This is a genomic window from Actinomycetospora sp. 2LY8.5 (genome assembly GCF_057180585.1).
Window position 1 is genome coordinate 184,874 of sequence record NZ_JBXUHE010000006.1, and the last position, 21,872, is coordinate 206,745.

A 21,872-nucleotide genomic window follows, 5' to 3' on the forward strand; every position below is an offset into this window, starting at 1 on the left:
GGAGGGCCGGACGCGCGCTAGGTTCCCGTGACCGTGGCTGCACCCTCGTCGCGCACGGCGCTCGGCCTGGCCGGGGCGTTCGTCACCGGTGCGTTCATCGTCGCGCAGGCCCGGGTCAACGCCGAGCTCGGCACCGCGCTCGGCAACGGTCTGATGGCCGCGGTGATCTCCTTCGGGCTCGGTCTGGTCCTGCTCCTCGTGCTCCTGGCCCTGCTGCCCGCCGGGCGGCGCGGACTGGGGCGTGTCGGCGCGGCCCGGCGTCGCGGACAGCTGCGCACCTGGCAGCTGCTGGGCGGACTCGGCGGCGCGCTGCTCGTCGCCGGCCAGGGGCTGACCGCGCACGTGCTGGGCACGGCGCTGTTCACCATCGCCGTCGTCGCCGGCCAGTCCAGCGGCGGCCTCGTCGTCGACCGCGCCGGGCTCGGCCCGGCCGGCCCGCAGGCCACGACCCCGCCGCGGATCGTCGGCGCGGTGCTCATGCTGGGCGCGGTGGTGCTCTCGGTGGCCCCGTCGATCAGCACCGACGCCCCGGTGGCGCTGGCCCTGCTCCCGCTCGCCGCCGGTCTCGCCGTCGCGACCCAGCAGGCCCTCAACGGGCGGGTGGCCGCGGCCGCGGGCGGGTCGCGCAGCGGGTCGTCGCAGGACGAGAGCGACTCCGTCGTGGCCTCGGTGCTCCCGGCGGCGACGATCAACTTCGTGGTCGGGTTCACGGCCCTGGTGGTCGCCGCGATCGTCGCGGTGCTCCTGTTCGGCCCGCCGAACCCCCTGCCGGGCGCCTGGTACCTCTACCTCGGCGGGCCGTTCGGGGCGCTCTTCATCGGGCTCGGGGCGTGGGTCGTCGGGCAGGTCGGGGTGCTGCTGCTCTCGCTCGGCGCGGTCGCGGGACAGATCGTCGGCGCGCTGGTGCTCGACCTCGTGCTGCCCTCGGCAGCCGGTGTCCCTGGTCTCACCACGGTGCTCGGTGCGCTCCTCACCCTCGTCGCGGCGGGGGTCGCGTCGGCGCCGTGGCCGCTGCGGCGGTCAGCTGCACGGGACGCGCGGTCCGACCTGCCATCATGAGGGTGTGACCGCGACCAAGCTGGACGGGAAGGCCACTCTCGCCGCGATCCTCGAGGACCTGCGGGCACGCGTGGAGACGCTGACCGCCGCCGGCCGCACGCCGGGCCTGGGCACCGTGCTCGTCGGGGACGACCCGGGGTCGCACTCCTACGTGAAGGCCAAGCACAACGACTGCGCCAAGGTCGGCATCGACTCGATCCGCCGCGACCTGCCGGCCGACGCCACCCAGGCCGACGTCGAGCGCGCGATCGACGAGCTGAACGCCGACCCGGCGTGCACCGGGTACATCGTCCAGCTCCCGCTGCCCGGGGGCCTGGACTCGGGCGCGGTGCTGGAGCGGATCGACCCCGACAAGGACGCCGACGGGCTGCACCCCACCAACCTCGGTCGCCTCGTGCTCCAAGAGCCCGGCCCGCTGCCGTGCACCCCGCGCGGGGTGGTCGAGCTGCTGCGCCGCTACGACGTCCCGCTGAACGGCGCGAAGGTCACCGTGCTGGGCCGTGGCGTCACCGTGGGTCGCCCGCTGGGCCTGCTGCTCACGCTGCGCTCGGTGAACGCGACCGTGACCCTGTGCCACACCGGCACCAAGGACGTCGCCGCCGAGCTGCGCGCCGCCGACGTGGTCGTCGCGGCCGCCGGTGTGCCCGGGCTGGTGACCGCGGACATGATCAAGCCCGGCGCCGCCGTGCTCGACGTCGGTATCACCCGCGGCGAGAACGGTCTCGTCGGCGACGTCGCCCCGGAGGTCGCCGAGGTCGCGTCCTACCTGGCCCCGGTCCCCGGCGGCGTCGGCCCGATGACGCGCGGGATGCTGCTCACCAACGTCGTCGAGCGCGCGGAGCGCCAGAGCAACGGATGAGCAGCCGATGAGCACCGGACGCCAGGCTGGACGTCGGGGATGACCGCCGTGACCCCACGACCGGGACGACCGCCCGCGCCCCCACCGGCCGGGGCGCCATCCGCCCCGCCGCGCGCTCAGCCGCCTGCCCCACCGCCTGCCCCACCGATCCAGCCGCCCGCCCCGCGCCCCTCGCCGCGCTCCGGCTCCGGGCCCCGGCAGGCGTCCTCGGACGCCCCGCAGGCGGCGTCACGCCCCGGTGTGCCCCCGCCCGACGAGAGCCCCACCGAGATGCTCCCCGCGGGTCGGCACGCCCGGCCGGCGCGCACGCGGGCGGAGACGCTGCGCAAGCTCCGCGGGCACCTGGCGTTCCTCGCGGTGATGGTCGTCGTGGCTGTCGCGTTCACCCGGATCGGCCTGCAGCACTGGCGCGAAGGCACCACCGAGCTGGGCCTCGCGCTGCTGCTCGCGGGAGCGCTGCGCGCGAGCCTGACCCGGACCGCGGCCGGCCTGCTCGCCGTCCGCAGCCGGCGTGTCGACATCGTCACCTATGTCCTGTTCGGGCTGGTGATGATCCTCGTCGCGCTCACCATCACCGGGGGACCGCTCGCGACCCGGTGACACCGCCCACCTGGGTATTCCTCGGGCGTCGCCGTCCGCGCCCGCGTTGATAGCGTGCGGACAAGCCAGCCGGCGCCGGTGGTCGGCGCCCCATGAGGAGGTCTCTCGAGTCGTGGCGAAGATCAAGGTAGAGGGCACCGTCGTCGAGCTCGACGGTGACGAGATGACGCGGATCATCTGGCAGTTCATCAAGGACAAGCTGATCCACCCGTACCTCGACATCGATCTCGAGTACTACGACCTCGGCATCGAGCACCGCGACGAGACCGACGACCAGGTCACGGTCGACGCCGCGAACGCGATCAAGCGCCACGGTGTCGGCGTCAAGTGCGCGACGATCACCCCGGACGAGGCGCGCGTCGAGGAGTTCGGCCTCAAGCGCATGTACCGCTCGCCCAACGGGACGATCCGCAACATCCTCGGCGGCACGATCTTCCGTGAGCCGATCGTCTGCTCGAACATCCCGCGCTACGTCCCGCACTGGACCAAGCCGATCGTCGTCGGCCGTCACGCCCACGGCGACCAGTACCTGGCCCAGGACTTCAAGGTCCCCGGCCCGGGCACCGTCACGATCACCTACACGCCCGACGGCGGTGCCGACGGTTCCGGGGCCGAGCCGATGGAGTTCCAGGTCGCGACGTTCCCGGAGGACGGGGGCGTCGCGCTGGGCATGTACAACTACAAGGACTCGATCGTCGACTTCGCCCGCGCCTCGCTGCGCTACGGGCTCGACCGCGGCTTCCCGGTCTACATGTCGACCAAGAACACCATCCTCAAGGCGTACGACGGCATGTTCCGCGACACCTTCGAGGAGATCTTCTCCTCGGAGTTCAAGGCCGACTTCGAGAAGGCGGGCCTGACCTACGAGCACCGCCTCATCGACGACATGGTCGCCGCGGCGCTCAAGTGGGAGGGCGGCTACGTCTGGGCCTGCAAGAACTACGACGGCGATGTGCAGTCCGACATCGTCGCCCAGGGCTTCGGCTCGCTCGGCCTCATGACCTCGGTGCTCATGACACCCGACGGCACCGTCGAGGCCGAGGCCGCTCACGGCACGGTGACCCGGCACTTCCGCCAGCACCAGCAGGGCAAGGAGACGTCGACCAACCCGATCGCGTCGATCTTCGCCTGGAGCCGTGGCCTGGCCCAGCGCGGCCGCCTCGACCACAACGACGCCCTCGTCGACTTCGCGCAGAAGATCGAGGACGTCTGCATCAAGACCGTCGAGGACGGCAAGATGACCAAGGACCTGGCGCTGCTGATCGGCAAGGACGCGCCGTACCTCAACACCCAGGACTTCCTCGACGCCATCGACGAGGGCCTGCAGAAGGCCGTCGCGAGCTAGGTCGCGCACGACTCCCGGGCCCCTTCCCGCCGCGCGGGGAGGGGCCCTCGTGCGTCACGGCACCGGCAGGGGGTAGGACGCGGTGCGGCCGGGCACCCGGGCGCGACCATGTCACCGCGCGCATCCCTCCGGAGCTCCCCGATCGCTGACAGACTCGACGCCATGGACGAGGCCCCCGCGTCGCGGGACATCGCACACGGGCGCACCCCCACCCGCGGACACCTGATCGGTGAGGGGCTCTCCTGGACCGCCCGGTGGAGCCTGCGGTTCCTGCTGGTCGTCGCCGCCATCACGGTCGTGGCCTACCTCGTCGTCTCCCTGTGGGACGTCATGTTCCCGGTGTTCCTCGGGTTGGTCATCGCGACGGTGCTCGAGCCGGCGGTGACGTGGCTGCGCAATCACCAGTGGAACGGGACGCTCGCCACCGCGGTGGTGCTGCTGCTCGGGCTGGCGGTGATCGGCGGGATCATCGCGCTCATCGCCCCGTCGGTGGCGGGGCAGGCCCCGGCGATCGCGCAGGGCGCCGTCGGCGGCATCCAGCAGATCCAGGGCTGGCTGCAGGGACCGCCGTTCAACCTGGGCGCGAGCCAGATCGGTCAGTACGTGCAGGCGGCGGTCGAGCGTCTCCAGCAGAGCGCGGGGCAGATCGCCACCGGCGTCCTCACCGGGCTGACGACGGTCGCCAACAGCGTCATCAACGCCGTGCTCGCGCTGGTGCTCGCGTTCCTGTTCGTCAAGGACGGCCCCACGTTCCTGCCGTGGCTGCGCCGTGTCGCGGGCCCGACGTCCGGCGGTCACCTGGCCGAGGTCGGCGCCCGCGCGTGGCTGCGGCTCGGCGGCTTCATCCGCAGCCAGGCGTTCATCGGATTCGTCGACGCGCTGTTCATCGGCATCGGCCTGGTGATCTTCGGCGTGCCGCTCGCCCTGCCGCTCGCGGTGCTGACGTTCTTCGGCGCCTTCATCCCGATCATCGGTGCCCTCGTGGCCGGGGCGCTCTCGGTGCTGATCGCGCTCGTCGTGCAGGGCATCGGGACCGCGATCGGGGTGCTGATCCTGATCCTGGCGGTGCAGCAGATCGAGGGGAACCTGCTCCAGCCGCTGGTCCAGGGACGCGGCCTGGGGCTGAACTCGGCGATCGTCATCCTCGCGGTCACCGCCGGGTCGAGCCTCGCGGGCATCGCGGGCGCGTTCCTCGCGGTGCCGGTGGCGGCGGTCATCGCGGAGGTCCTGCGCTACATCGGGGAGCAGATCGATCTCCGCACCGGGCACCAGGACGAGCCGAGCGAGGACGCCGTCGCGGAGATGACGGAGGACGACCCGGACCTCGAGGGGGACTCCCACCCGGATACGGACTCCGACTCCGACTCGGACTCCGACACGGATACGGATACGGACACGGACACGGACTCGGACACGGACACGGACTCGGATGTCGCCGCGACCGTCGACGTGCCCTCCCGCGGGGACACGTCGGATGGTCGGGGCGGCTGAGCCCTCGCGTCCGCTCCGAGGAGAGCAGGCGCGTGCTGCTGCGCCGGAGGGCCCGGACGGCGACGAGCAGGGCGACGACGGTCAGCGGGGTGCCCATCGCGATCCGGGTACGTGCGGCACCCTCGACGCGGTGTTGCAGGCGTCACCTCCGTGGCGAACGGGTGACGCGGGGGACGGGACGGCGGCCTGTCACCCCGCGGCAACATCGGTCGCCTCTACTGGTTGCCCGCGACCGCCACCAGGAGGTGCGCCGTGATCGAGCGCGTGTCGACCCACGTGCTGGACATCGCGACCGGCCGACCCGCGGCCGGTGTCCCGGCGGTGCTGCGCACGGACGACGGGGCCGTGCTCGGCTCCGGGACCACCGACGACGACGGCCGCATCGGTCGGCTCAACGACGAGCCCTTCGGGCCCGGTGACGTGACCCTGACCCTCGATGTCGAGGATCACGTGACCCGGACCCACGGCACGGTCTTCCACCCCCGGATCACCGTGCACGTCCGGCTGGACGGGGCGCGCGCGCACTATCACCTGCCCGTGCTGGCCGGACCGTTCTCCCACACGACCTACCTGGGGAGTTGATCGGGCGTGGGCATCGTTCTGGGCACCAACCAGTACGGGAAGGCCGAGGTGCGGCTGGTCCATGTGGACCGCTCGTCGCCGCGGCACGTCATCAAGGACCTCAACGTCACCAGCCAGCTGTTCGGCGACTTCACCGAGACGCACACGACGGGCGCGAACGGCGCAGTGATCGCCACCGACACGCAGAAGAACACGGTGTACGCGCTGGCGCGCACCGGCGGCGTCGGTGCGGTCGAGGAGTTCGCGCTGCGCATGGCACGGAACTTCGTCGACAGGTACGAGCAGGTCACCGGCTCGCGACAGGAGATCGAGGAGTACTCGTGGGGGCGGATCGAGACGAGTGCCGGCGGCCCGCACGACCATGCGTTCGTGCGCTCGGGCACCGAGACGCGCACCGTCGTGGTCACCAAGCGCGGCGACACGGAGACGGTCATCTCCGGGCTGACGGACCTGACCGTGCTGAAGAGCACCGGCAGCGAGTTCTGGGGCTTCCCGCAGGTCGAGTACACCTCGCTGGTCGAGACCACCGACCGCATCCTCGCGACGGCGGTGTCGTCGCGCTGGCGCTACGTGGGCACGGGCCACGACCATGATCACAGGGACTGGGACAAGTCGTTCGCCGCGGTCCGGCAGACGATGCTCGACCTGTTCGCCGGCACCCACAGCTACTCGATGCAGCAGACGCTTTACACGATGGGCCAGGGGGTGCTCGAGGCGCACCCGGAGATCGCCGAGATCCGGTTCTCGATGCCCAACAAGCACCACTTCCTCGTGGATCTCTCGGGCTGGGGCCTCGAGAACCCGAACGAGGTCTGGTACGCCGCCGACCGTCCCTACGGCCTGATCGAGGCGTCGGTGACCCGCGACGACGTGCCCGCCGACGACGCGGCGTGGGCGGGCATCGCGGGGTTCTGCTGATGAGCGCGACGGAGGAGGCGGCCGGCTCCGCCGACACCGCCGTCCGTCCCGAGGACGAGAGGTCCGGCGTCGGGAGGTCGCTGCTCTACGGCCTGCAGCACATCCTCGCGATGTACGCGGGCGTGGTCTCGCCGCCGATCATCATCGGCGCCGCGGCGGGCCTGTCGGCGACCGAGCAGGCGCTGCTCGTCAGCGCGGCGCTGTTCGTCTCCGGGCTGGGGACGCTGCTGCAGTCGCTGGGGATCGGGCCGTCGGGACGCAGCTGGATCGGCTCGCAACTGCCGCTGGTGCAGGGCGTGTCGTTCGCGGCGGTCGGCACGATGACGGCGGTGGCCACGGACGACTCGGTCGGGCCGCCCGCGGCACGGATGGCCACGATCTTCGGCGCGGTGATCGTCGCCGGCGTGATCGGCTTCGTCATCGCGCCGTTGTTCGCCTCGCTGGTGCGCTTCTTCCCCCCGGTCGTCACGGGCACGGTCATCACCGTCATCGGGCTCTCGCTCTTCCCGGTGGCACTGCGGTGGATCCGGGGCAACCCGACGATCACGGTGAACGGCCAGTCGGTGCCCAATCCCGCCTACGGCTCGGCGTCGAGCCTGGCGCTGGGCGCGCTCACGCTGGCGGTCACGCTGCTGATCGCACGGTTCGCGCCCGGGCTCTGGTCGCGGATGGCGGTGCTGCTCGGGCTCGTCCTCGGCACGCTCGTCGCGACGCTGTTCGGGCTCGTGGACTGGAGCCGCGTCGGGCAGGGCCCGGTCGTCGGCTTCCCGACCCCGTTCGCCTTCGGCCTTCCGATCCTGTCGATCGGCGTGATCGTCTCCATGACGATCGTGATCCTGGTGATCATGGCCGAGACGACGGCGGACATCCTGGCCGTCGGCGAGATCGTGGGCACGAAGACCGACAGCAGGCGGATCGCGTCGGGCCTGCGCGCCGACATGGCCGCGACCGCGGTCTCGCCGGTGTTCAACGGCTTCCCGATCTCGGCGTTCGCCCAGAACGTGGGCATGGTGGCGATCACCGGCATCCGCTCGCGCTACGTCGTCGCGGCCGGCGGCGGGATCCTCGTGGTGCTGGGGCTCCTGCCCGTGCTCGGACGGGTCATGAACGCCATCCCGCAGCCCGTGCTCGGCGGCGCCGGGATCGTGCTGTTCGGATCGGTGGCCGCCGCTGGCATCCGGACGCTCTCGCGGGTCGAGTTCACCAACGCCAACATCCTCATCGTCGCGGCGTCGATCGGTCTGGGCGTCGTCCCGATCACCGTGCCCGAGGTCTACAACCACATCCCGGACTGGCTGGGCCACATCCTGGAGTCGGGCATCAGTGCGGCCGCGATCACCGCGGTGGTGCTCAACCTGCTGTTCAACCACCTCGGGAGCTCCCGGGACGGCGAGGACACCCCGGAGGAGCGTGCGGGGCCGGCGCACTGAGCCCGTGCGAGCGATGCGGCGTCGCTGGCATGTGACGCCAGGCTCGCCACATCCTCGCTCGCGCGACACGCCGCCGCGCCCGGTCGACGAGGTCGGCCGGGCGCGCCGGCGGGCTCAGCGCCCGTTCAGCGTGCGCCGCGGGTGCCGGACCAGCGCCAGGGTCTCGTGGCGCCGTACCCATGCCACGACGGCGACGCACACGAGCACGACCGCCGGCAGGAGGACCAGCGAGCCGCCGAACGTGACGGCGGTGCTCACGACCGCGCCGATCATCAGGGCGACGCATCCGGTGGCGGCGAGGCCGGCGATGCGGGGGATGAGCAGCCCGATCGCCGCGGCGAGCTCGATGACGCCGATCGTCACCGTCAGTCCGGGGCCGATCCCCATCATGGCGAACCCCGCGACGACCGTCGGGTCGAGCGAGATCTTGCCGCTCGCCGAGAACAGGTAGACCGCGGCCAGCAGGACCTGGAGGACACCGAGTGCCCGTCGTCGCGTCCGGGGGCGCGGGGCGGTCGGGGCGTCGGACGGTGCCGTGGCGCTCATCTTCATCTCTTCGGTTGTACAACCATCTGATTGGATATGAAAACAGGACGAGAAGATACGGTCAAGGGGGGACGTCGGGAAGGCCACCTCGGCGCCTCGCGCCGTCCGCGTCGCTCTAGGGTCGGCGCCGATGGACGTCGATCTCGTGGTGCGCGCCCGCCGTGCGGTACTCCCGGACGGCGAGAGCCCGGCCGCCGTGGCCGTGCACGGCGGGCGGATCGTCGCGGTCGGCGCGCCCGGCGACGTGCCGGCGGGCGCGGACGTCGTCGACCTCGCCGCCGACGAGGTCCTCCTGCCCGGCCTCGTCGACAGTCACGTCCACATCGACGAGCCCGGACGCACGCACTGGGAGGGCTTCGCGACGGCCACCGCCGCAGCAGCCGCCGGTGGTGTCACCGCGCTCGTGGACATGCCGCTGAACAGCGTTCCGCCGACCGTGACCCGGGCGGCGTTGGCCGCGAAGCGCGACGCCGCCCGGGACCGGATCGCCGTCGACGTCGCCTTCTGGGGCGGAGCCGTGCCGCTGCGCGACGGGGAGCCGGACCCGGCGGGACGGGTCGACCCGGACGGCATGGCCGACCTCGTCGCCGACGGCGTCGCGGGCTTCAAGTGCTTCCTCACCGACTCGGGCGTGCCCGAGTTCCCGCCGGTCGGGTCCGACGACCTGGCGCTGGCCGCGCGCACGTGCGCCGAGCTCGACGTCCCGCTCGTCGTGCACGCGGAGGACGACCGCGTCCTCGCCGCCGCCCCGCCCGCGTCGACCGACTACGCGGGCTTCCTCGCCTCCCGCCCCCCGGAGGCCGAGGTGGCCGCCGTGCGCCGGCTCGCGGACCTGGCCGCCGCGACCGGTGCCCGCATCCACGTCCTGCACGTGTCGGCGGTCGAGGCGGCGTGGGTGATCGCCGACTCGGAGCTCACCGGCGAGACCTGCCCGCACTACCTGTCGCTGGCCGCGGAGGCCTTGGCGAGCACGGCCGGCAAGTGCTGTCCGCCCGTCCGCGACGCCGCGAACCGCGAGGCGCTCTGGGCGGCGCTGGCCGACGGCGCCCTGACGATGGTCGTCTCCGACCACTCGCCCTGCCCACCCGAGCTCAAGGCCGGCGGCTTCGACGCCGCGTGGGGCGGGGTGTCGTCGCTGGAGCTCGCGCTGCGCGTGGTGTGGACCGGCGCCGCGGTGCGCGGCCTCGGTCTCGCGGACGTCGTGTCCTGGACGGCCGCGCGTCCCGCCGCCCTCGCCGGGCTCGCCGGCAAGGGCGCGCTCGCGGTCGGCGCCGACGCGGACCTCGTCGCGTTCGCGCCCGACGCCACGACCGTCGTCGACCCCGCCCGCCTGCACCACCGCCATCCCGTCACGCCGTACTCCGGCCACGAGCTGCGTGGTGAGGTACGGCGGGTCTGGCTGCGCGGGGACGCGTCGGGCGCGGGGCGCCTCCTGACCCCCACCACCCGGGAGCGCCGGTGAGTCTGATCGATCTCGCCGTCCGTGCCGTCGGCGGCGGCGTCGTCGCCGCCAGCGACGAGACGTTCGCCGAGAAGGAGAACCTCGTCCGCACGGCGGCGCCGACCCATGCGGCGCACACGTTCGGGCACAAGGGCCAGGTCTACGACGGGTGGGAGACCCGTCGGCGCCGCGACGACCGCGCTCCGGGCGGGGACGACTGGGCGGTCGTGCGGCTCGGGGTGCCGGGGCTCGTGCACGCCGTCGTCGTCGACACCGCGTTCTTCGACGGCAACCACCCCGTCTCCGCGCGGGTCGAGACCGCCTGGATCGAGGGGCACCCGACCGCCGCCGAGGCGGCCGCGGGCCCGTGGACGCCGCTGTGCGAGGGACCGCTGTCGGGCAACGCCGCGCACCGGCTCGCGCCGGACACGCCACGGGCGGCCACCCACGTCCGGTTGCTGATCCACCCCGACGGCGGGGTCGCGCGGCTGAGGGTGCTCGGCGAGGCCCTGCCCGACGCGCGGCGCTGGCGCTCGCTCGGTCTCGACCTCGCGGGCATCGTCAACGGCGGACGAGTCCTCGACGCCTCCGATCGGCACTACTCGCCACCGGAGAACCTGCTGCTCCCGGGCTCCCCGGCACACATGGGCGAGGGCTGGGAGACGCGCCGACGGCGCGACGACGGCTTCGACTGGGTCGACGTCGGCCTCGGCGCGGCCGGGCACGTGCACCAGGTCGTCGTCGACACCACCCACTACCTGGGCAACGCGCCCGGCTCCGTGCGCCTGGTCCGCGTCGACGGCGCCGAGCTGCTGCCCGAGACCCCGCTGCGGCCGGACACCGAGCACTGGTTCGGTCCTCAGGACGGCCTCGACACCGGCCTGCTCGTCGAGCGGGTGCGGGTGGAGGCGCGGCCCGACGGCGGGTTCGCGCGGCTGCGTCTGCTCGGGCGGCCCACCGCGGACGCGGTCGCGGCGGTGGGCGTCCGCCGGTTCGACGCCCTGCCCGCGCCGGAGGCCGAGGCGGTGCTCCGCGCGTGCTGTGCCGCGCCTCGCTGGGCGGTCGGCGTGGCGGCGGCCCGCCCGTTCGGCGACCTGGACGCGCTCGTCGCGACGGCCCTCGCGGGGGTCGCGGCGCTCGACGAGGACGAGCTGCGGGCGGCGCTCGCCGGGCACGCGCGCATCGGTGAGCACGCCGACGGAGCCGGCGCCCGGGAACAGGCCGGGGTGCTGGCCGCCGACCGCGCCGCCCTCGCCGAGGGCAACCGCTCCTACGAGGAGCGCTTCGGGCACGTCTACCTGGTGCGCGCCGCGGGACGGTCGGGGTCCGAGATGGTCGCGCTCCTGCACGAGCGGCTTGCGAACGATCCTGCGACCGAGGCGGAGGTCGTGCGCCACCAGCTCGCCGAGATCACCGAGCTGCGGCTGCGCGATCTGTGGGTGCCGTGAGCTTCGTCGACCGTCTCCACCGTCTCCACCGTCTCCAGGACCAGGCCGACGCGGCGCTGGTCGACGTCGACGCTGCGCTGGCCGCCGACGAGGCCGCGCGGGTCGCGGGGGCCGCCCGGGGGCCGGAGCCGGTACACGTCTGCTACGTGCCCGCCGACCGGGTCCACGCGGGGACGGCGGGGGAGTGGGGGGACTCCGCCACGGAGGTGCTCGCCCGTCACGAGGAGCTGCTGGGGCAGATCGGCGACGACCTGCCGGCCGTGCTGCCCCGGGTTCGCCGCGTGCTCGACGCGTGCCCGGTCGCCGACCTGCGTGCCGATCTCGAGGACGGCTACGGACACCGGGGCGACGTCGCCGAGGACGCCGACGCCGCCGGGGCGGGCGCCGCCGTCGCCGCGGTGCTGGCCGGGGAGCGGGCGCCGTGGCGGGCCGGCCCGAGGGTCAAGGCGATGGAGGCCGCGACCCGCCGTCGGGGGCTGCGGTCGTGGGCGCTGTTCCTCGACGCCTACCTCGACGCCGGCGGCGACCCGGGACGGCTGCGGGTGACGCTGCCGAAGGTGTCCGCGCCCGAGCAGGTGTCGGCGTTCGTGCGGGCGTGCGCTGCTCTCGAGGGCGCTCGCGGGATCGGCCCGGTGCCCCTCGAGATCCAGGTGGAGACGCCGCGGGCGGTGCTCTCGGGGGCCGAGCCGCTGATCGCGGCGGCGGACGGGCGCTGCGCGGGCCTGCACTACGGCACCTACGACTACTCCGCCGCGCTCGGCATCGCCCCCGAGGAGCAGCGCGCCGACCACCCCGCCGCCGAGCACGCCAAGGCGGTGCTGCAGGTCGCGGGCGCCGTGGTCGGCGTCCCGGTGTGCGACGGCTCCAGCGCGCTGCTGCCGGAGGGGTCCGTCGACGACGTCCAGCGCGCCTGGCGGGCGCAGGCCCGCATCGTGCGCCGCGCGCTGGAGCTCGGCATCGGTCAGGGCTGGGACATGCACCCCGGCAACGTCCCGGTCCGCCTCGCCGTCGTCCACGCCGTGCACCGTGCCGGCGCGCCCCGCGCCGTCGAGCGCCTGCGGGCCTACCGTTCCGGCGCGGCGTCGGGCGTGCTCGACGAACCCGCGACCGAACGCGCTCTGGTCGCGTTCCTGCGCCGCGGCCTCGCCTGCGGCGCCCTCGACCCCGGTGAGGTCGGCGAGCTCTGACCGTCAGCGGCGTGGCGTCGCAGACACTGAGTGTCCGTCACGCCACGTCGATCATGGAGCGCCGAGCGCCAGCTCGTAGGACTGGCCGAGCGCCTCGACACCGAAGTCGGTGTGCCACTGCTCGCCGGTGAGGGCGAAGCCGGCCTCGAGGTAGAGGCGCCGGGCGGCGGCGAGGGGCTCGTTGGTCCACAGGAGGAGGCGCGCGTAGCCGGCCTCGCGGGCGAAGTCGACGCACCGCGCCACGAGCCGGCGACCCACGCCGTGCCCGCGGGCGTCGGGGTCGACGAGCAGCAGGCGCAGGCGAGCGGTCCGCTCGTCCTCACGGACGCACAGCACGCTGCCGACGCGCAGGCCGTCGAGCTCGGCGATCCAGCCCGCGTCCCGCCCGGGCGTCGCGTGCCTTGCGAACCCGGCCACGATCGGCGCCGTGACCGCCTCGACCGACCATCCGTACTCGGCGGCGTAGCGCTCCCCGTGGGCCATCAGCACCCAGCCGAGATCGCCCGGCGCACCCAGCCCCCGGATCGTCACCTCACCCATCACGACCTCCTCACTGAAACGTTTGTTTCAGTGAAGCACACTGAGCGGGTGGATCCCCCGACGTTCGCCGTCAACGCCTCTGGCGCGGCAGCTCCGCGGCGCTACCTACCGCCGGTGGCCGCCGGGCCCACGGCACCGTGACCCCGAAGCAGGGGTCGGCGCAGGGGTCGGCGCAGGGGTCGGCGCAGGGGTCGGCGCGGCAGCAGGAGTTGCTCGAGGCCGCGTACGCGTGGGTGCTCGAGCACGGGTGGTCGGGGATGAGCCTGCGCCCGCTGGCCGAGGCCATCGGATCGAGCCCGCGGGTGCTGTTGTTCCTCTTCGGCAGCAAGGACGGGCTGGTGAGGGCGCTGCTCGCGCGCTCGCGCGCCGACCAGCTCGCCGTCGTCGACCTCGTCGGCGAGGCCGGCGACCTGGCGTCGCTCGGCGGGCGCGTCTGGGCCTGGCTCGCCGCGCCGGAGCACCGCGCGCTGCTGCGGCTGTGGCTCGAGGCCTACACGCACTCGGTCAACGACGCCGGCGACGGGCCCTGGGCGGGGTTCGCCGCGCGCACCGTCGACGACTGGGACGCCCTGCTCGCCGACCACCAGGCCGTCGACGACCCCGCCGAGCGCGCCCTGCTCCTCGCGGTCCTGCGCGGGGCCCTGCTCGACCTGCTCGCCACCGGCGACGCCGACCGTCTGGGCGCCGCCGTCGCCGCGCACCTCGCCAGGATCTGACCCACGCCCGTCACACGCGACGCCTATCCTCTCTTCGCCCCGGGCAGCGCCGCCCAGCGAGCGAGCGAGGGAGGCGTCGTGGACGAGGCAGACGACCGGTGGCTGGCCGAGGCGATCGCGCTGGCCGAGCAGAACGTCGCCGAGGGCGGTGGCCCGTTCGGGGCCCTGGTGGTCCGCGACGGCGCGGAGCTCGCCCGCGGCCAGAACCGCGTGACGCGCGATCTCGATCCGACGGCCCACGCCGAGGTCCAGGCGCTGCGCGCGGCGTGCCGGTCGACCGGCGACTTCGCCCTGCCGGGCGCGACGCTCTACACCTCGTGCGAGCCCTGCCCGCTGTGCCTGTCCGCGGCGCTGTGGGCCCGGGTCGCGCGTGTCGTCTACGCCGCCGACCGGCACGACGCGGCGCGCGGTGGGTTCGACGACCTCGCGTTCTACGAGCTGTTCGACCGCCACCCCGAGACCTGGCCGGTGTCGATCGAGTCCCGGGACGTCGACACGAAGACCGCGCCCTTCGACACCTGGCTCGCGACCGCGGACCGGGTGGAGTACTGAGTGGACCTGTCGACGATCACCCGGCTGGAGCGTCCCACCGACGACACCGCGTTGGTCCAGGCGCTGCGCCGGGTCCCGCGCGGTGCCACGACCGCGCTCCTCGGCGGCGGTACGTGGCTGTTCTCGGTGCCGCAGCCGCACCTGGACACGCTCGTCGACCTCACCGGCCTCGGCTGGCCGGCGCTCACCGTCACCGACGCCGGTCTCACGATCGCCGCGACGGCCACGTTGGCCGAGGTCGCGGCCGCCGGGACGCCCGCGGGCCGGACCGGGGCGGCCCTCCTGCGCGAGCTCCCCGACGCCCTCGTCGGCGACCACGCCGTACGGACCCAGGCGACGGTCGGCGGCAACATCGCCCTCGCCCTGCCCGCCGGCCCGATGACCACCCTGGCCGCCGCGCTCGACGCCGACGTCGTCGTCTGGCCCGCCGGCGGCGGCGAGGAGCGGCGCCCGATCACCGACGTCGTCGTCGGCGCCGGGCGCACGGCGCTGGCACCCGGCGACCTCGTCCGCGCCCTCGAGCTGCCCGCCCGCGCCCTGCGCGCCCGCGCCGCGGTCCGCAAGGCCTCCCGCAGCGACCGCGGTCGCTCCGCCGCCCTGCTCGCGGGCCGGCGCGACGCGGACGGTGCGTTCACCCTCGCCGTCACCGCCGCCCTCGACCGTCCCGCCGTCCTGTGGTTCCCCGCGCCTCCGGGACGGGCCGAGCTCGATGCGGCCGTCGACGCTCTCGGCGACGGGCCCGCGGTGTGGTTCGACGACCCCCACGGCACCCCCGACTGGCGCCGCGCGCTGGCCCGGCACCTGGCCGCCACGCTGCTCGCGGAGCTCACGTCGTGATCACCGTCAACGGCCGCGCGGTGCCCGCCCGGCCCCGCCCCGGCCAGTGCCTGCGCACGCTGCTGCGCGAGCACGGGCACGTCGAGGTCAAGCGCGGCTGCGACGCCGGCGACTGCGGCGCGTGCACGGTGCTGGTCGACGGGGCGCCGGTGCGCTCGTGCCTCTACCCGGCGGTCCGCGCCGTGCACCGGTGCGTCACCACGGCGGCCGCCGGCGAGCTCTCCGACACCGCCGGCCGGTTCGCCGCGGCCGGCGGGTTCCAGTGCGGCTTCTGTACACCGGGGATGGTGGTCACGGCCTCGACGGCCTCGACGGCGTGCCCGGGCGAGGACCGCGTACGGGGTCTGCAGGGCAACCTGTGCCGCTGCACCGGCTACCGCTCGATCGTCGACGCACTCGACGGGCGGGCACGGACCGCGCCGGGTGCCGGCCTCGGCGGGTCGGAGCCCGCGCCCGCCACCGCGCGCGTGGTCACCGGCACCGAGCCCTACACCCTCGACGACGTCCCGCCCGGCACCGCGCACCTCGCCGTGGTGCGCTCGCCGCACGCCCACGCGCGCATCACCTCGGTCGACACGACGGCCGCGCGGGCGGTCCCGGGCGTCCTCACGGTGCTCACCCACCACGACGTGCCCGCGACGCGGTTCTCCACCGCGCGGCACCACCACCGCACCGACGACCCTGACGACACCCGGATCCTCGACGACGTCGTGCGCTTCGCGGGCCAGCGCGTCGCCGCCGTCGTCGCCGAGACCCCCGCCGCGGCCGAGCTCGCGTGCCGCGCCGTGGTCGTCCACTACGAGCAGCGGGAACCCGTCCTCGACCCGGAGACCGCCCGCGACGCCCCCGGCATCCACGACGACGCGGACGGCACCGCCCGCATCGCCGACGCCGCCCGCAACGTCGTCGCCGCGCTGCACGACGGCGTCGGTGACGTCGCCGCCGGGTGCGCGCAGGCCGAGGCGGGGGGCGGCGCGGTCGTCACCGGGACCTGGCACACCGGCCGGGTCGCCCCGAGCGCGATGGAGACCCACGGCAGCGTCGCGTGGGTCGACGAGGCCGGACGCGTCGTCGTGCGCACCAGCACCCAGGTGCCGTTCCTCGTCCGCGACGAGCTCGCGCGCCTGCTCGGTCGCGAGCCGGCCGGCGTGCGGGTGCTCACCGGCCGCGTCGGTGGCGGCTTCGGCTCGAAGCAGGAGCTGCTCACCGAGGACCTCGTCGCCCTCGCGACGCTGGCGACCGGCCGGCCGGTCCAGTGGGAGGTGACGCGCACCGAGGAGCTCACGGCGATGCCGGTGCGCCACCCGATGCGCGTGCACGTCACCGCCGCCGCCCGTCCCGACGGCGAGCTCACCGCGCTCGGCATCGACGTGCTCGTCGACGCCGGCGCCTACGGCAACCACTCGCCCGGCGTGATGTTCCACGGCTGCCACGAGTCGATGGCGATCTACCGCTGCCCGAACAAGCGCGTCGACGCCGAGGCGGTCTACACGACGACGATCCCGTCGGGCGCCTACCGCGGCTACGGGCTCGGGCAGGTCCAGTTCGGCATCGAGTCCGCTCTCGACGAGCTCGCCCGCCGCCTGCACCTCGACCCCTTCGACCTGCGGCGCCGCGCCGTCGTCCGGCCCGGTGAGCGGTTCGTCGCCTCCCACGACCCCGACGAGCAGCCCGACGACCTACGCTTCGGCAGCTACGGCCTCGACGCCTGCCTGGACCTGGCGCAGGGGGCGCTCGCCCGGGGCGGGGACCCCGCGCCCGACGGGTCGACGTGGTGTATCGGCGAGGGGATGGCTGTGGCCATGATCGCCACGATCCCGCCGCGCGGGCACCACGGCGAGGCACGCGTGGGCGTCGGTCCCGACGGGCGCTTCACGCTGCACGTCGGGACCGCCGAGTTCGGCAACGGCGCCGCCACCGTGCACGCCCAGCTCGCGGCGGAGGCCCTCGGCACGACCGCGGACCGCATCGCGCTGCGGGGCGGCGACACCGACGCCGTCGCGCACGACACCGGGGCTTTCGGGTCGACCGGCACGGTCGTCGCCGGGACCGCCGTCGCGCGCGCGGCCGCCGACCTCGCGCGGCGTCTCGAGGTCGCGGCGGCCGAGCGCACCGGCGACGACCCCGCCCGCGTGGTGCTCGGGCGGGACGCGGTCCACACCCCCTCGGGGCCCGTTCCCCTCGCCGCGCTCGCCCCGCTCGAGAGCCACGGCAAGCACGACGGCAGCCCCCGCTCGGTGTCGTTCAACGTGCACGCCGTCCGGGTCGCGGTGGACACGGCGACCGGGGAGGTCCGGATCCTGCGCTCGGTGCACGCCGCGGACGCCGGGCGCGTGGTCAACCCGGCGCAGTGCCGCGGGCAGGTCGAGGGCGGCGTCGCGCAGGGCTACGGGGCCGCGCTGTTCGAGGAGGTCCTGCTCGACGACGCCGGCGTGGTGCGCACCGCCGTGCTCCGCGACTACTGGCTGCCCCGGTGCGGCGACCTGCCGGAGACCGAGGTGCTCTTCGCCGACACGGTCGACGACCTGGGGCCGGCGGGGGCGAAGTCGATGAGCGAGTCGCCGTTCAACCCGGTCGCCCCCGCGGTCGCCAACGCGATCCGCGACGCGACCGGCGTGCGCCTGCGCCGCCTGCCGATGACGCGCGACCGGGTCTGGCGGGGCGCCACGCAGGCGCAGCACGCCCGAAACGTCCTCGACACGTCCCGTTCCTAGCGTTCCGGGCGCCCCGCTGCCCACCGTCCCGGGAGGCTCCGTGCCCCTGTCGGTCGATCGCCGATCCTTCCTGCGCTGGTCCGGACTCGCGGTGGGTGGTGCGGCCGGGTTGGCCGCCCTCGCGGCCTGCGGCGAGAGCGGGGGCGACCCGGCCGCGCCCGGGAGCAACTCCTACGGCCGCGAGGCCCTGCAGCTGTCGTGGATCAAGAACACGGAGTTCAACGGCGAGTACATGGCGGACGCGCGCGGCTACTACCGCGAAGCCGGGTTCGAGGGGATCGACCTGCTCGCGGGCGGGTCGGCGTCCACCGGTGTCGAGGCCAACCTCGTGTCCGGCAACTGCTGGGCGGGCCTGTCCGCCCCGGTGATCACCGCGCCGGCGATCCTGCAGGGCGCGCCGTTGAAGATCGTCGGGGCGACGTACCAGAAGAACCCGTTCTGCATCGTCTCCCGCACCACCGACCCGCTGCCCGAACCGCGCGCCATGATCGGCAAGCGGATCGGGGTCCAGGACTCGAACGACCAGGTGTGGGGCGCGCTCCTGCGCGCCAACAACATCGACCCGGGGCAGATCACGCGGGTCCCCGTGCAGTACGACGCGACGCCACTGACGACCCGTGAGATCGACGGTTACCTCGGGTACATCACCAACGAGCCCAACGTGCTGCGCGTGCGCGGGTTCGAGACGCAGTCGTTCCTGTTCGCCGATCACGGCCTGCCCCTGGTGGCCGAGACGGTCACGGTGCTGCAGGAGACGATCGACACCGAACGCGCGAAGCTCAAGGCGTTCCTGCGCGCCGAGATCCGCGGGTGGAACGACGCGGTGCTCGACCCGGCCGCGGCGACCCGGCTGGCCGTCGACACCTACGGCCGCGACCTGGGGCTGGACTACGACGAGCAGCTGCTCGAGGCGAACGACCAGAACGCGCTGGTGCTCACGCCCGACACCCGCGCCAACGGTCTGTTCACCATGACCGACCAGCTCGTCGAGGAGAACCTGGCCGCCCTGCGCCTGGCCGGGTCGGCCGTGACGCGAGAGCAGCTCTTCGACCTCTCGCTGCTCAGCGAGGTGTACGCCGAGGACCCGGCGTTGCGGGTGCAGTTCCCGTGACAGCCGGGGGCACGGAGGGCATCACGGAGGGCATCGCGGAGGGCATCGCGGAGGGCATCGCGGAGGGCATCGCGGAGGGCATCGACGTCGCGGGCCTGACCAAGTCCTTCCGCAGCCGACGGCGGGTCGTCGAGGCGCTGGCCGGCGTCGACCTGCACACGCGGGCGGGCTCGTTCACCTCGCTGCTCGGACCGTCGGGGTGCGGCAAGTCGACGGTGCTACGGGTGCTCGCCGGTCTCGAGGAGCCGACCGCGGGCACCGCGACCGTCACCGGTCGGACCCCCGAGGAGCTGCGTACCTCCGGTGACCTCGGCGTCGCGTTCCAGGACGCGGCGCTGCTGCCCTGGCGCAGCGTCGACGCGAACATCAGGCTGCCGCTGCAGGTCGCGGGCGTGACGCCCGACCGCGAGGTGGTCGACGAGCTGATCGGGCTGGTCGGCCTCGAGGGGTTCGAGGACGCCCGCCCGGCGGCGCTGTCGGGCGGGATGCGCCAACGGGTGTCGATCGCCCGCGCGCTCGTTCTCGACCCGGCCGTGCTCCTGCTCGACGAGCCGTTCGGCGCTCTCGACGACATGACCCGACGGCGGCTGAACCTCGAGCTGCAGCGCATCTGGACGGCGCGGTCGTCGACGACGCTGATGGTGACCCACGGGATCGACGAGGCCGTGCTGCTCTCCGACGAGGTGGCGGTGATGAGCCCCCGCCCGGGACGCGTGCTCGAGGTCGTCCCGATCGACCTGCCGCGCCCGCGCACGCCGGAGATGATGCGCAGCCCCGAGTTCCACGCGCTGCACGACCGGCTCTCGGAGCTGCTGTTCGGGCGGTCCCGCGAGGACGTGCAGGCGTGACCGGCGCGGTCCTCACCCGCGGGCGCCCCGCCTGGGTCGGTCCGGTGGTGGCGGCCGTGGTCGTGCTCGGCCTGTGGTGGCTGGTCGCGGCGACGGTGTTCGCGACGAGCGGGGCGGTCCCGACGCCACCCGCGGTGATCGGGGCGCTGGTCGCCGACGGCTGGGGGTTCTACGCCCCGAACGTCGCGGCGACGGTGTCCGAGGCCGCGCAGGGCTTCCTGTGGGGCAACGGCATCGCGATCCTCCTCGCGCTGCTCGTCGTCGCCCTGCCGTGGCTCGAGTCGCTGGTGGTCAACATCGCCGTGGTCAGCTACTGCCTGCCGGTGGTGGCGGTGGGGCCGATCGTCGCGGTGGTCTTCGGCGGGCGGACGCCGATGATCGTGCTCGCGGCGATCTTCTGCTTCTTCTCCACCACGGTCGGCGCGCTGCTCGGCCTGCGATCGGCGGACCGGGCCGCGCTGGACGTGGTCACGGCGTTCGGCGGCGGGCGCTGGGAGCGCATCCGCCACGTGCAGGTCATCGCCGCCGTGCCGGCGGTGCTCGCCGCGCTGCGCATCGCGGCGCCGTCGGCCGTGCTCGGCGCGATCATCGGCGAGTACCTCGGCGGCGTCGACACCGGTCTCGGCGTGGCGATGACGATCTCCCAGCAGCAGTACCTCGTCGAGCGGACGTGGGGCCTCGCGCTGGTCGCCGGCGTGATCTCCGGGATCGGCTACCTGGCGGTCGGGCTGCTCGCGCGTGCCGTGGCGCCCTGGACACGGGGCGACGCGACGTGACCGCGCCCACGGCCGAGCGGCGCTCCTGGCTCGCCGAGGCCGCGTCGGTCGCCGCCCGACGCCTGGCCCCCGTGGGTGTCGCGATCGTGGCCATCGGCGTGCTCTGGACGCTCTTCCTCGAGGTCTTCGGCATCCGGCGGGTCATCGGGAAGACGCCGTGGGACGTGGTCGAGTGGCTCGTCGTGCTCCCGTCTGCGCCGCAGAACCGGGCCCTCGTGTTCGGCGACCTCGGGGTCACGCTCGTGGACGCCGGCATCGGGTACGTGTTCGGGCTGGTCGCGGCGACCCTCGTCGCGATCGGGTTCGTGCTCTCGCGCCCGGTGGAGCAGGCCCTGATGCCGCTCGCGACCCTGCTCCGGTCGGTCCCGCTGGTGGCCATGACGCCGCTGATCGTCCTGGCCTTCGGGCGGAACCTCACCGCGACCGGCGTCATCGGCGGGATCGTCGTGTTCTTCCCGTCGCTGGTGACGACGGTGCTCGGCCTGCGGTCGGCGTCGCCCTGGGCGCTCGACCTGGTCGCGGCCTACGGCGGCGGCCGCCTGGCCCGCCTGCGCCGGGTGATGCTGCCGAGCGCCGTGCCCGCGTTGTTCGCCTCGGCGCGCCTGGCCGTGCCCGGCGCGATGATCGGTGCGCTCATGGCCGAGTGGCTCGCGACGGGGCGCGGCAGCGGCGCGACGATGATCAAGGCGGTCGGGGGCTTCCGGTACATCGAGATGTGGGCGTCGGTGGTCGTCGTCACCGGCGCCTCGATCGTCCTCTACGCGCTGGTGGGCATCGTGGAGTCGCTCGTCGTCGCCCGCATGGGCCTGACCACCGACCACGAGGACTGATCCCGGCGGAGCCGCCGCACCGGAGGCGGACGGCTGACGAAT

At 74.2% G+C, this 21,872-nt stretch carries 21 protein-coding genes; 19 read left to right on the top strand and 2 right to left on the bottom strand.

What is annotated here, in order from left to right:
* Positions 1 to 33: 33 nt before the first annotated feature.
* The 8 genes from AC2A1K_RS10935 (at position 34) to AC2A1K_RS10970 (ending at position 8,284) form a co-directional block, all read left to right on the top strand.
* The gene (locus AC2A1K_RS10935) at positions 34 to 1,059 is read left to right on the top strand and encodes a DMT family transporter (protein WP_483896317.1); all 1,026 of its coding nucleotides are present in this window, start codon (positions 34 to 36) and stop codon (positions 1,057 to 1,059) included.
* A 4-nt stretch (positions 1,060 to 1,063) separates the two neighbouring features.
* Complete coding sequence (locus tag AC2A1K_RS10940; RefSeq protein WP_483896318.1) at positions 1,064 to 1,918, top strand: bifunctional methylenetetrahydrofolate dehydrogenase/methenyltetrahydrofolate cyclohydrolase; 855 nt, start codon at positions 1,064 to 1,066, stop codon at positions 1,916 to 1,918.
* 240 nt (positions 1,919 to 2,158) lie between these two features.
* The gene (locus AC2A1K_RS10945) at positions 2,159 to 2,518 is read left to right on the top strand and encodes a DUF3017 domain-containing protein (protein WP_483896319.1); all 360 of its coding nucleotides are present in this window, start codon (positions 2,159 to 2,161) and stop codon (positions 2,516 to 2,518) included.
* Between the two features lie 112 nt (positions 2,519 to 2,630).
* Complete coding sequence (locus tag AC2A1K_RS10950) at positions 2,631 to 3,863, top strand: NADP-dependent isocitrate dehydrogenase (RefSeq protein WP_483896320.1); 1,233 nt, start codon at positions 2,631 to 2,633, stop codon at positions 3,861 to 3,863.
* A 162-nt stretch (positions 3,864 to 4,025) separates the two neighbouring features.
* Entirely contained in the window at positions 4,026 to 5,354 is a 1,329-nt protein-coding gene (locus AC2A1K_RS10955) for an AI-2E family transporter (protein WP_483896321.1), read from the top strand.
* 252 nt (positions 5,355 to 5,606) lie between these two features.
* The gene (locus AC2A1K_RS10960) at positions 5,607 to 5,936 is read left to right on the top strand and encodes a hydroxyisourate hydrolase (protein WP_483896322.1); all 330 of its coding nucleotides are present in this window, start codon (positions 5,607 to 5,609) and stop codon (positions 5,934 to 5,936) included.
* Between the two features lie 6 nt (positions 5,937 to 5,942).
* On the top strand, positions 5,943 to 6,854 hold the full coding sequence (gene pucL, locus AC2A1K_RS10965) for a factor-independent urate hydroxylase (protein WP_483896323.1): 912 nt from the start codon (positions 5,943 to 5,945) through the stop codon (positions 6,852 to 6,854).
* The gene (locus AC2A1K_RS10970; RefSeq protein ID WP_483896324.1) at positions 6,854 to 8,284 is read left to right on the top strand and encodes a nucleobase:cation symporter-2 family protein; all 1,431 of its coding nucleotides are present in this window, start codon (positions 6,854 to 6,856) and stop codon (positions 8,282 to 8,284) included. Before pucL ends, AC2A1K_RS10970 begins: the two co-directional genes overlap by 1 nt.
* 114 nt (positions 8,285 to 8,398) lie before the next feature.
* On the opposite strand, the gene AC2A1K_RS10975 is transcribed toward AC2A1K_RS10970, so the two are convergent.
* Positions 8,399 to 8,830 (bottom strand): DoxX family protein, encoded by a 432-nt coding sequence (locus AC2A1K_RS10975; protein WP_483896325.1) that lies wholly within the window; start codon positions 8,828 to 8,830, stop codon positions 8,399 to 8,401.
* A 130-nt stretch (positions 8,831 to 8,960) separates the two neighbouring features.
* Here AC2A1K_RS10975 and allB point away from each other — a divergent pair, with 130 nt between their 5' ends.
* Genes allB through AC2A1K_RS10990 form a run of 3 tightly spaced genes read left to right on the top strand, consistent with a single transcriptional unit; the run spans position 8,961 to position 12,906 of the window.
* Positions 8,961 to 10,292, top strand: a complete 1,332-nt coding sequence (allB, locus tag AC2A1K_RS10980; protein ID WP_483896326.1) for an allantoinase AllB — start codon at positions 8,961 to 8,963, stop codon at positions 10,290 to 10,292.
* Positions 10,289 to 11,719, top strand: a complete 1,431-nt coding sequence (alc, locus tag AC2A1K_RS10985) for an allantoicase (RefSeq protein WP_483896327.1) — start codon at positions 10,289 to 10,291, stop codon at positions 11,717 to 11,719. Before allB ends, alc begins: the two co-directional genes overlap by 4 nt.
* Positions 11,716 to 12,906, top strand: a complete 1,191-nt coding sequence (locus tag AC2A1K_RS10990) for a DUF6986 family protein (protein WP_483896328.1) — start codon at positions 11,716 to 11,718, stop codon at positions 12,904 to 12,906. Before alc ends, AC2A1K_RS10990 begins: the two co-directional genes overlap by 4 nt.
* A 51-nt stretch (positions 12,907 to 12,957) precedes the next feature.
* Here AC2A1K_RS10990 and AC2A1K_RS10995 read toward each other — a convergent pair whose 3' ends face one another.
* Positions 12,958 to 13,446 (bottom strand): GNAT family N-acetyltransferase, encoded by a 489-nt coding sequence (locus AC2A1K_RS10995; protein WP_483896329.1) that lies wholly within the window; start codon positions 13,444 to 13,446, stop codon positions 12,958 to 12,960.
* A gap of 137 nt (positions 13,447 to 13,583) precedes the next feature.
* On the opposite strand from AC2A1K_RS10995, the gene AC2A1K_RS11000 reads away from it, so the two are divergent.
* From AC2A1K_RS11000 to AC2A1K_RS11035, 8 genes are all read left to right on the top strand, one after another.
* On the top strand, positions 13,584 to 14,162 hold the full coding sequence (locus AC2A1K_RS11000) for a TetR family transcriptional regulator (RefSeq protein ID WP_483896330.1): 579 nt from the start codon (positions 13,584 to 13,586) through the stop codon (positions 14,160 to 14,162).
* A 78-nt stretch (positions 14,163 to 14,240) separates the two neighbouring features.
* Complete coding sequence (locus tag AC2A1K_RS11005; protein ID WP_483896331.1) at positions 14,241 to 14,714, top strand: nucleoside deaminase; 474 nt, start codon at positions 14,241 to 14,243, stop codon at positions 14,712 to 14,714.
* A complete protein-coding gene (locus AC2A1K_RS11010) occupies positions 14,715 to 15,551 on the top strand; it encodes an FAD binding domain-containing protein (RefSeq protein ID WP_483896332.1) in 837 nt (278 codons plus the stop codon). It abuts the gene before it with no gap.
* Positions 15,548 to 18,265 carry a molybdopterin-dependent oxidoreductase gene (locus AC2A1K_RS11015; protein ID WP_483896333.1) on the top strand — a complete coding sequence of 906 codons (2,718 nt, stop codon included), beginning with the start codon at positions 15,548 to 15,550 and terminating at the stop codon, positions 18,263 to 18,265. Before AC2A1K_RS11010 ends, AC2A1K_RS11015 begins: the two co-directional genes overlap by 4 nt.
* A 40-nt stretch (positions 18,266 to 18,305) precedes the next feature.
* Positions 18,306 to 19,376, top strand: a complete 1,071-nt coding sequence (locus AC2A1K_RS11020) for an ABC transporter substrate-binding protein (RefSeq protein ID WP_483896334.1) — start codon at positions 18,306 to 18,308, stop codon at positions 19,374 to 19,376.
* Positions 19,373 to 20,224 carry an ABC transporter ATP-binding protein gene (locus AC2A1K_RS11025; RefSeq protein WP_483896335.1) on the top strand — a complete coding sequence of 284 codons (852 nt, stop codon included), beginning with the start codon at positions 19,373 to 19,375 and terminating at the stop codon, positions 20,222 to 20,224. Before AC2A1K_RS11020 ends, AC2A1K_RS11025 begins: the two co-directional genes overlap by 4 nt.
* Positions 20,221 to 21,000 (top strand): ABC transporter permease, encoded by a 780-nt coding sequence (locus AC2A1K_RS11030; RefSeq protein WP_483896336.1) that lies wholly within the window; start codon positions 20,221 to 20,223, stop codon positions 20,998 to 21,000. Before AC2A1K_RS11025 ends, AC2A1K_RS11030 begins: the two co-directional genes overlap by 4 nt.
* On the top strand, positions 20,997 to 21,830 hold the full coding sequence (locus AC2A1K_RS11035; protein ID WP_483896337.1) for an ABC transporter permease: 834 nt from the start codon (positions 20,997 to 20,999) through the stop codon (positions 21,828 to 21,830). Before AC2A1K_RS11030 ends, AC2A1K_RS11035 begins: the two co-directional genes overlap by 4 nt.
* The last annotated feature ends 42 nt before the right edge of the window (positions 21,831 to 21,872 follow it).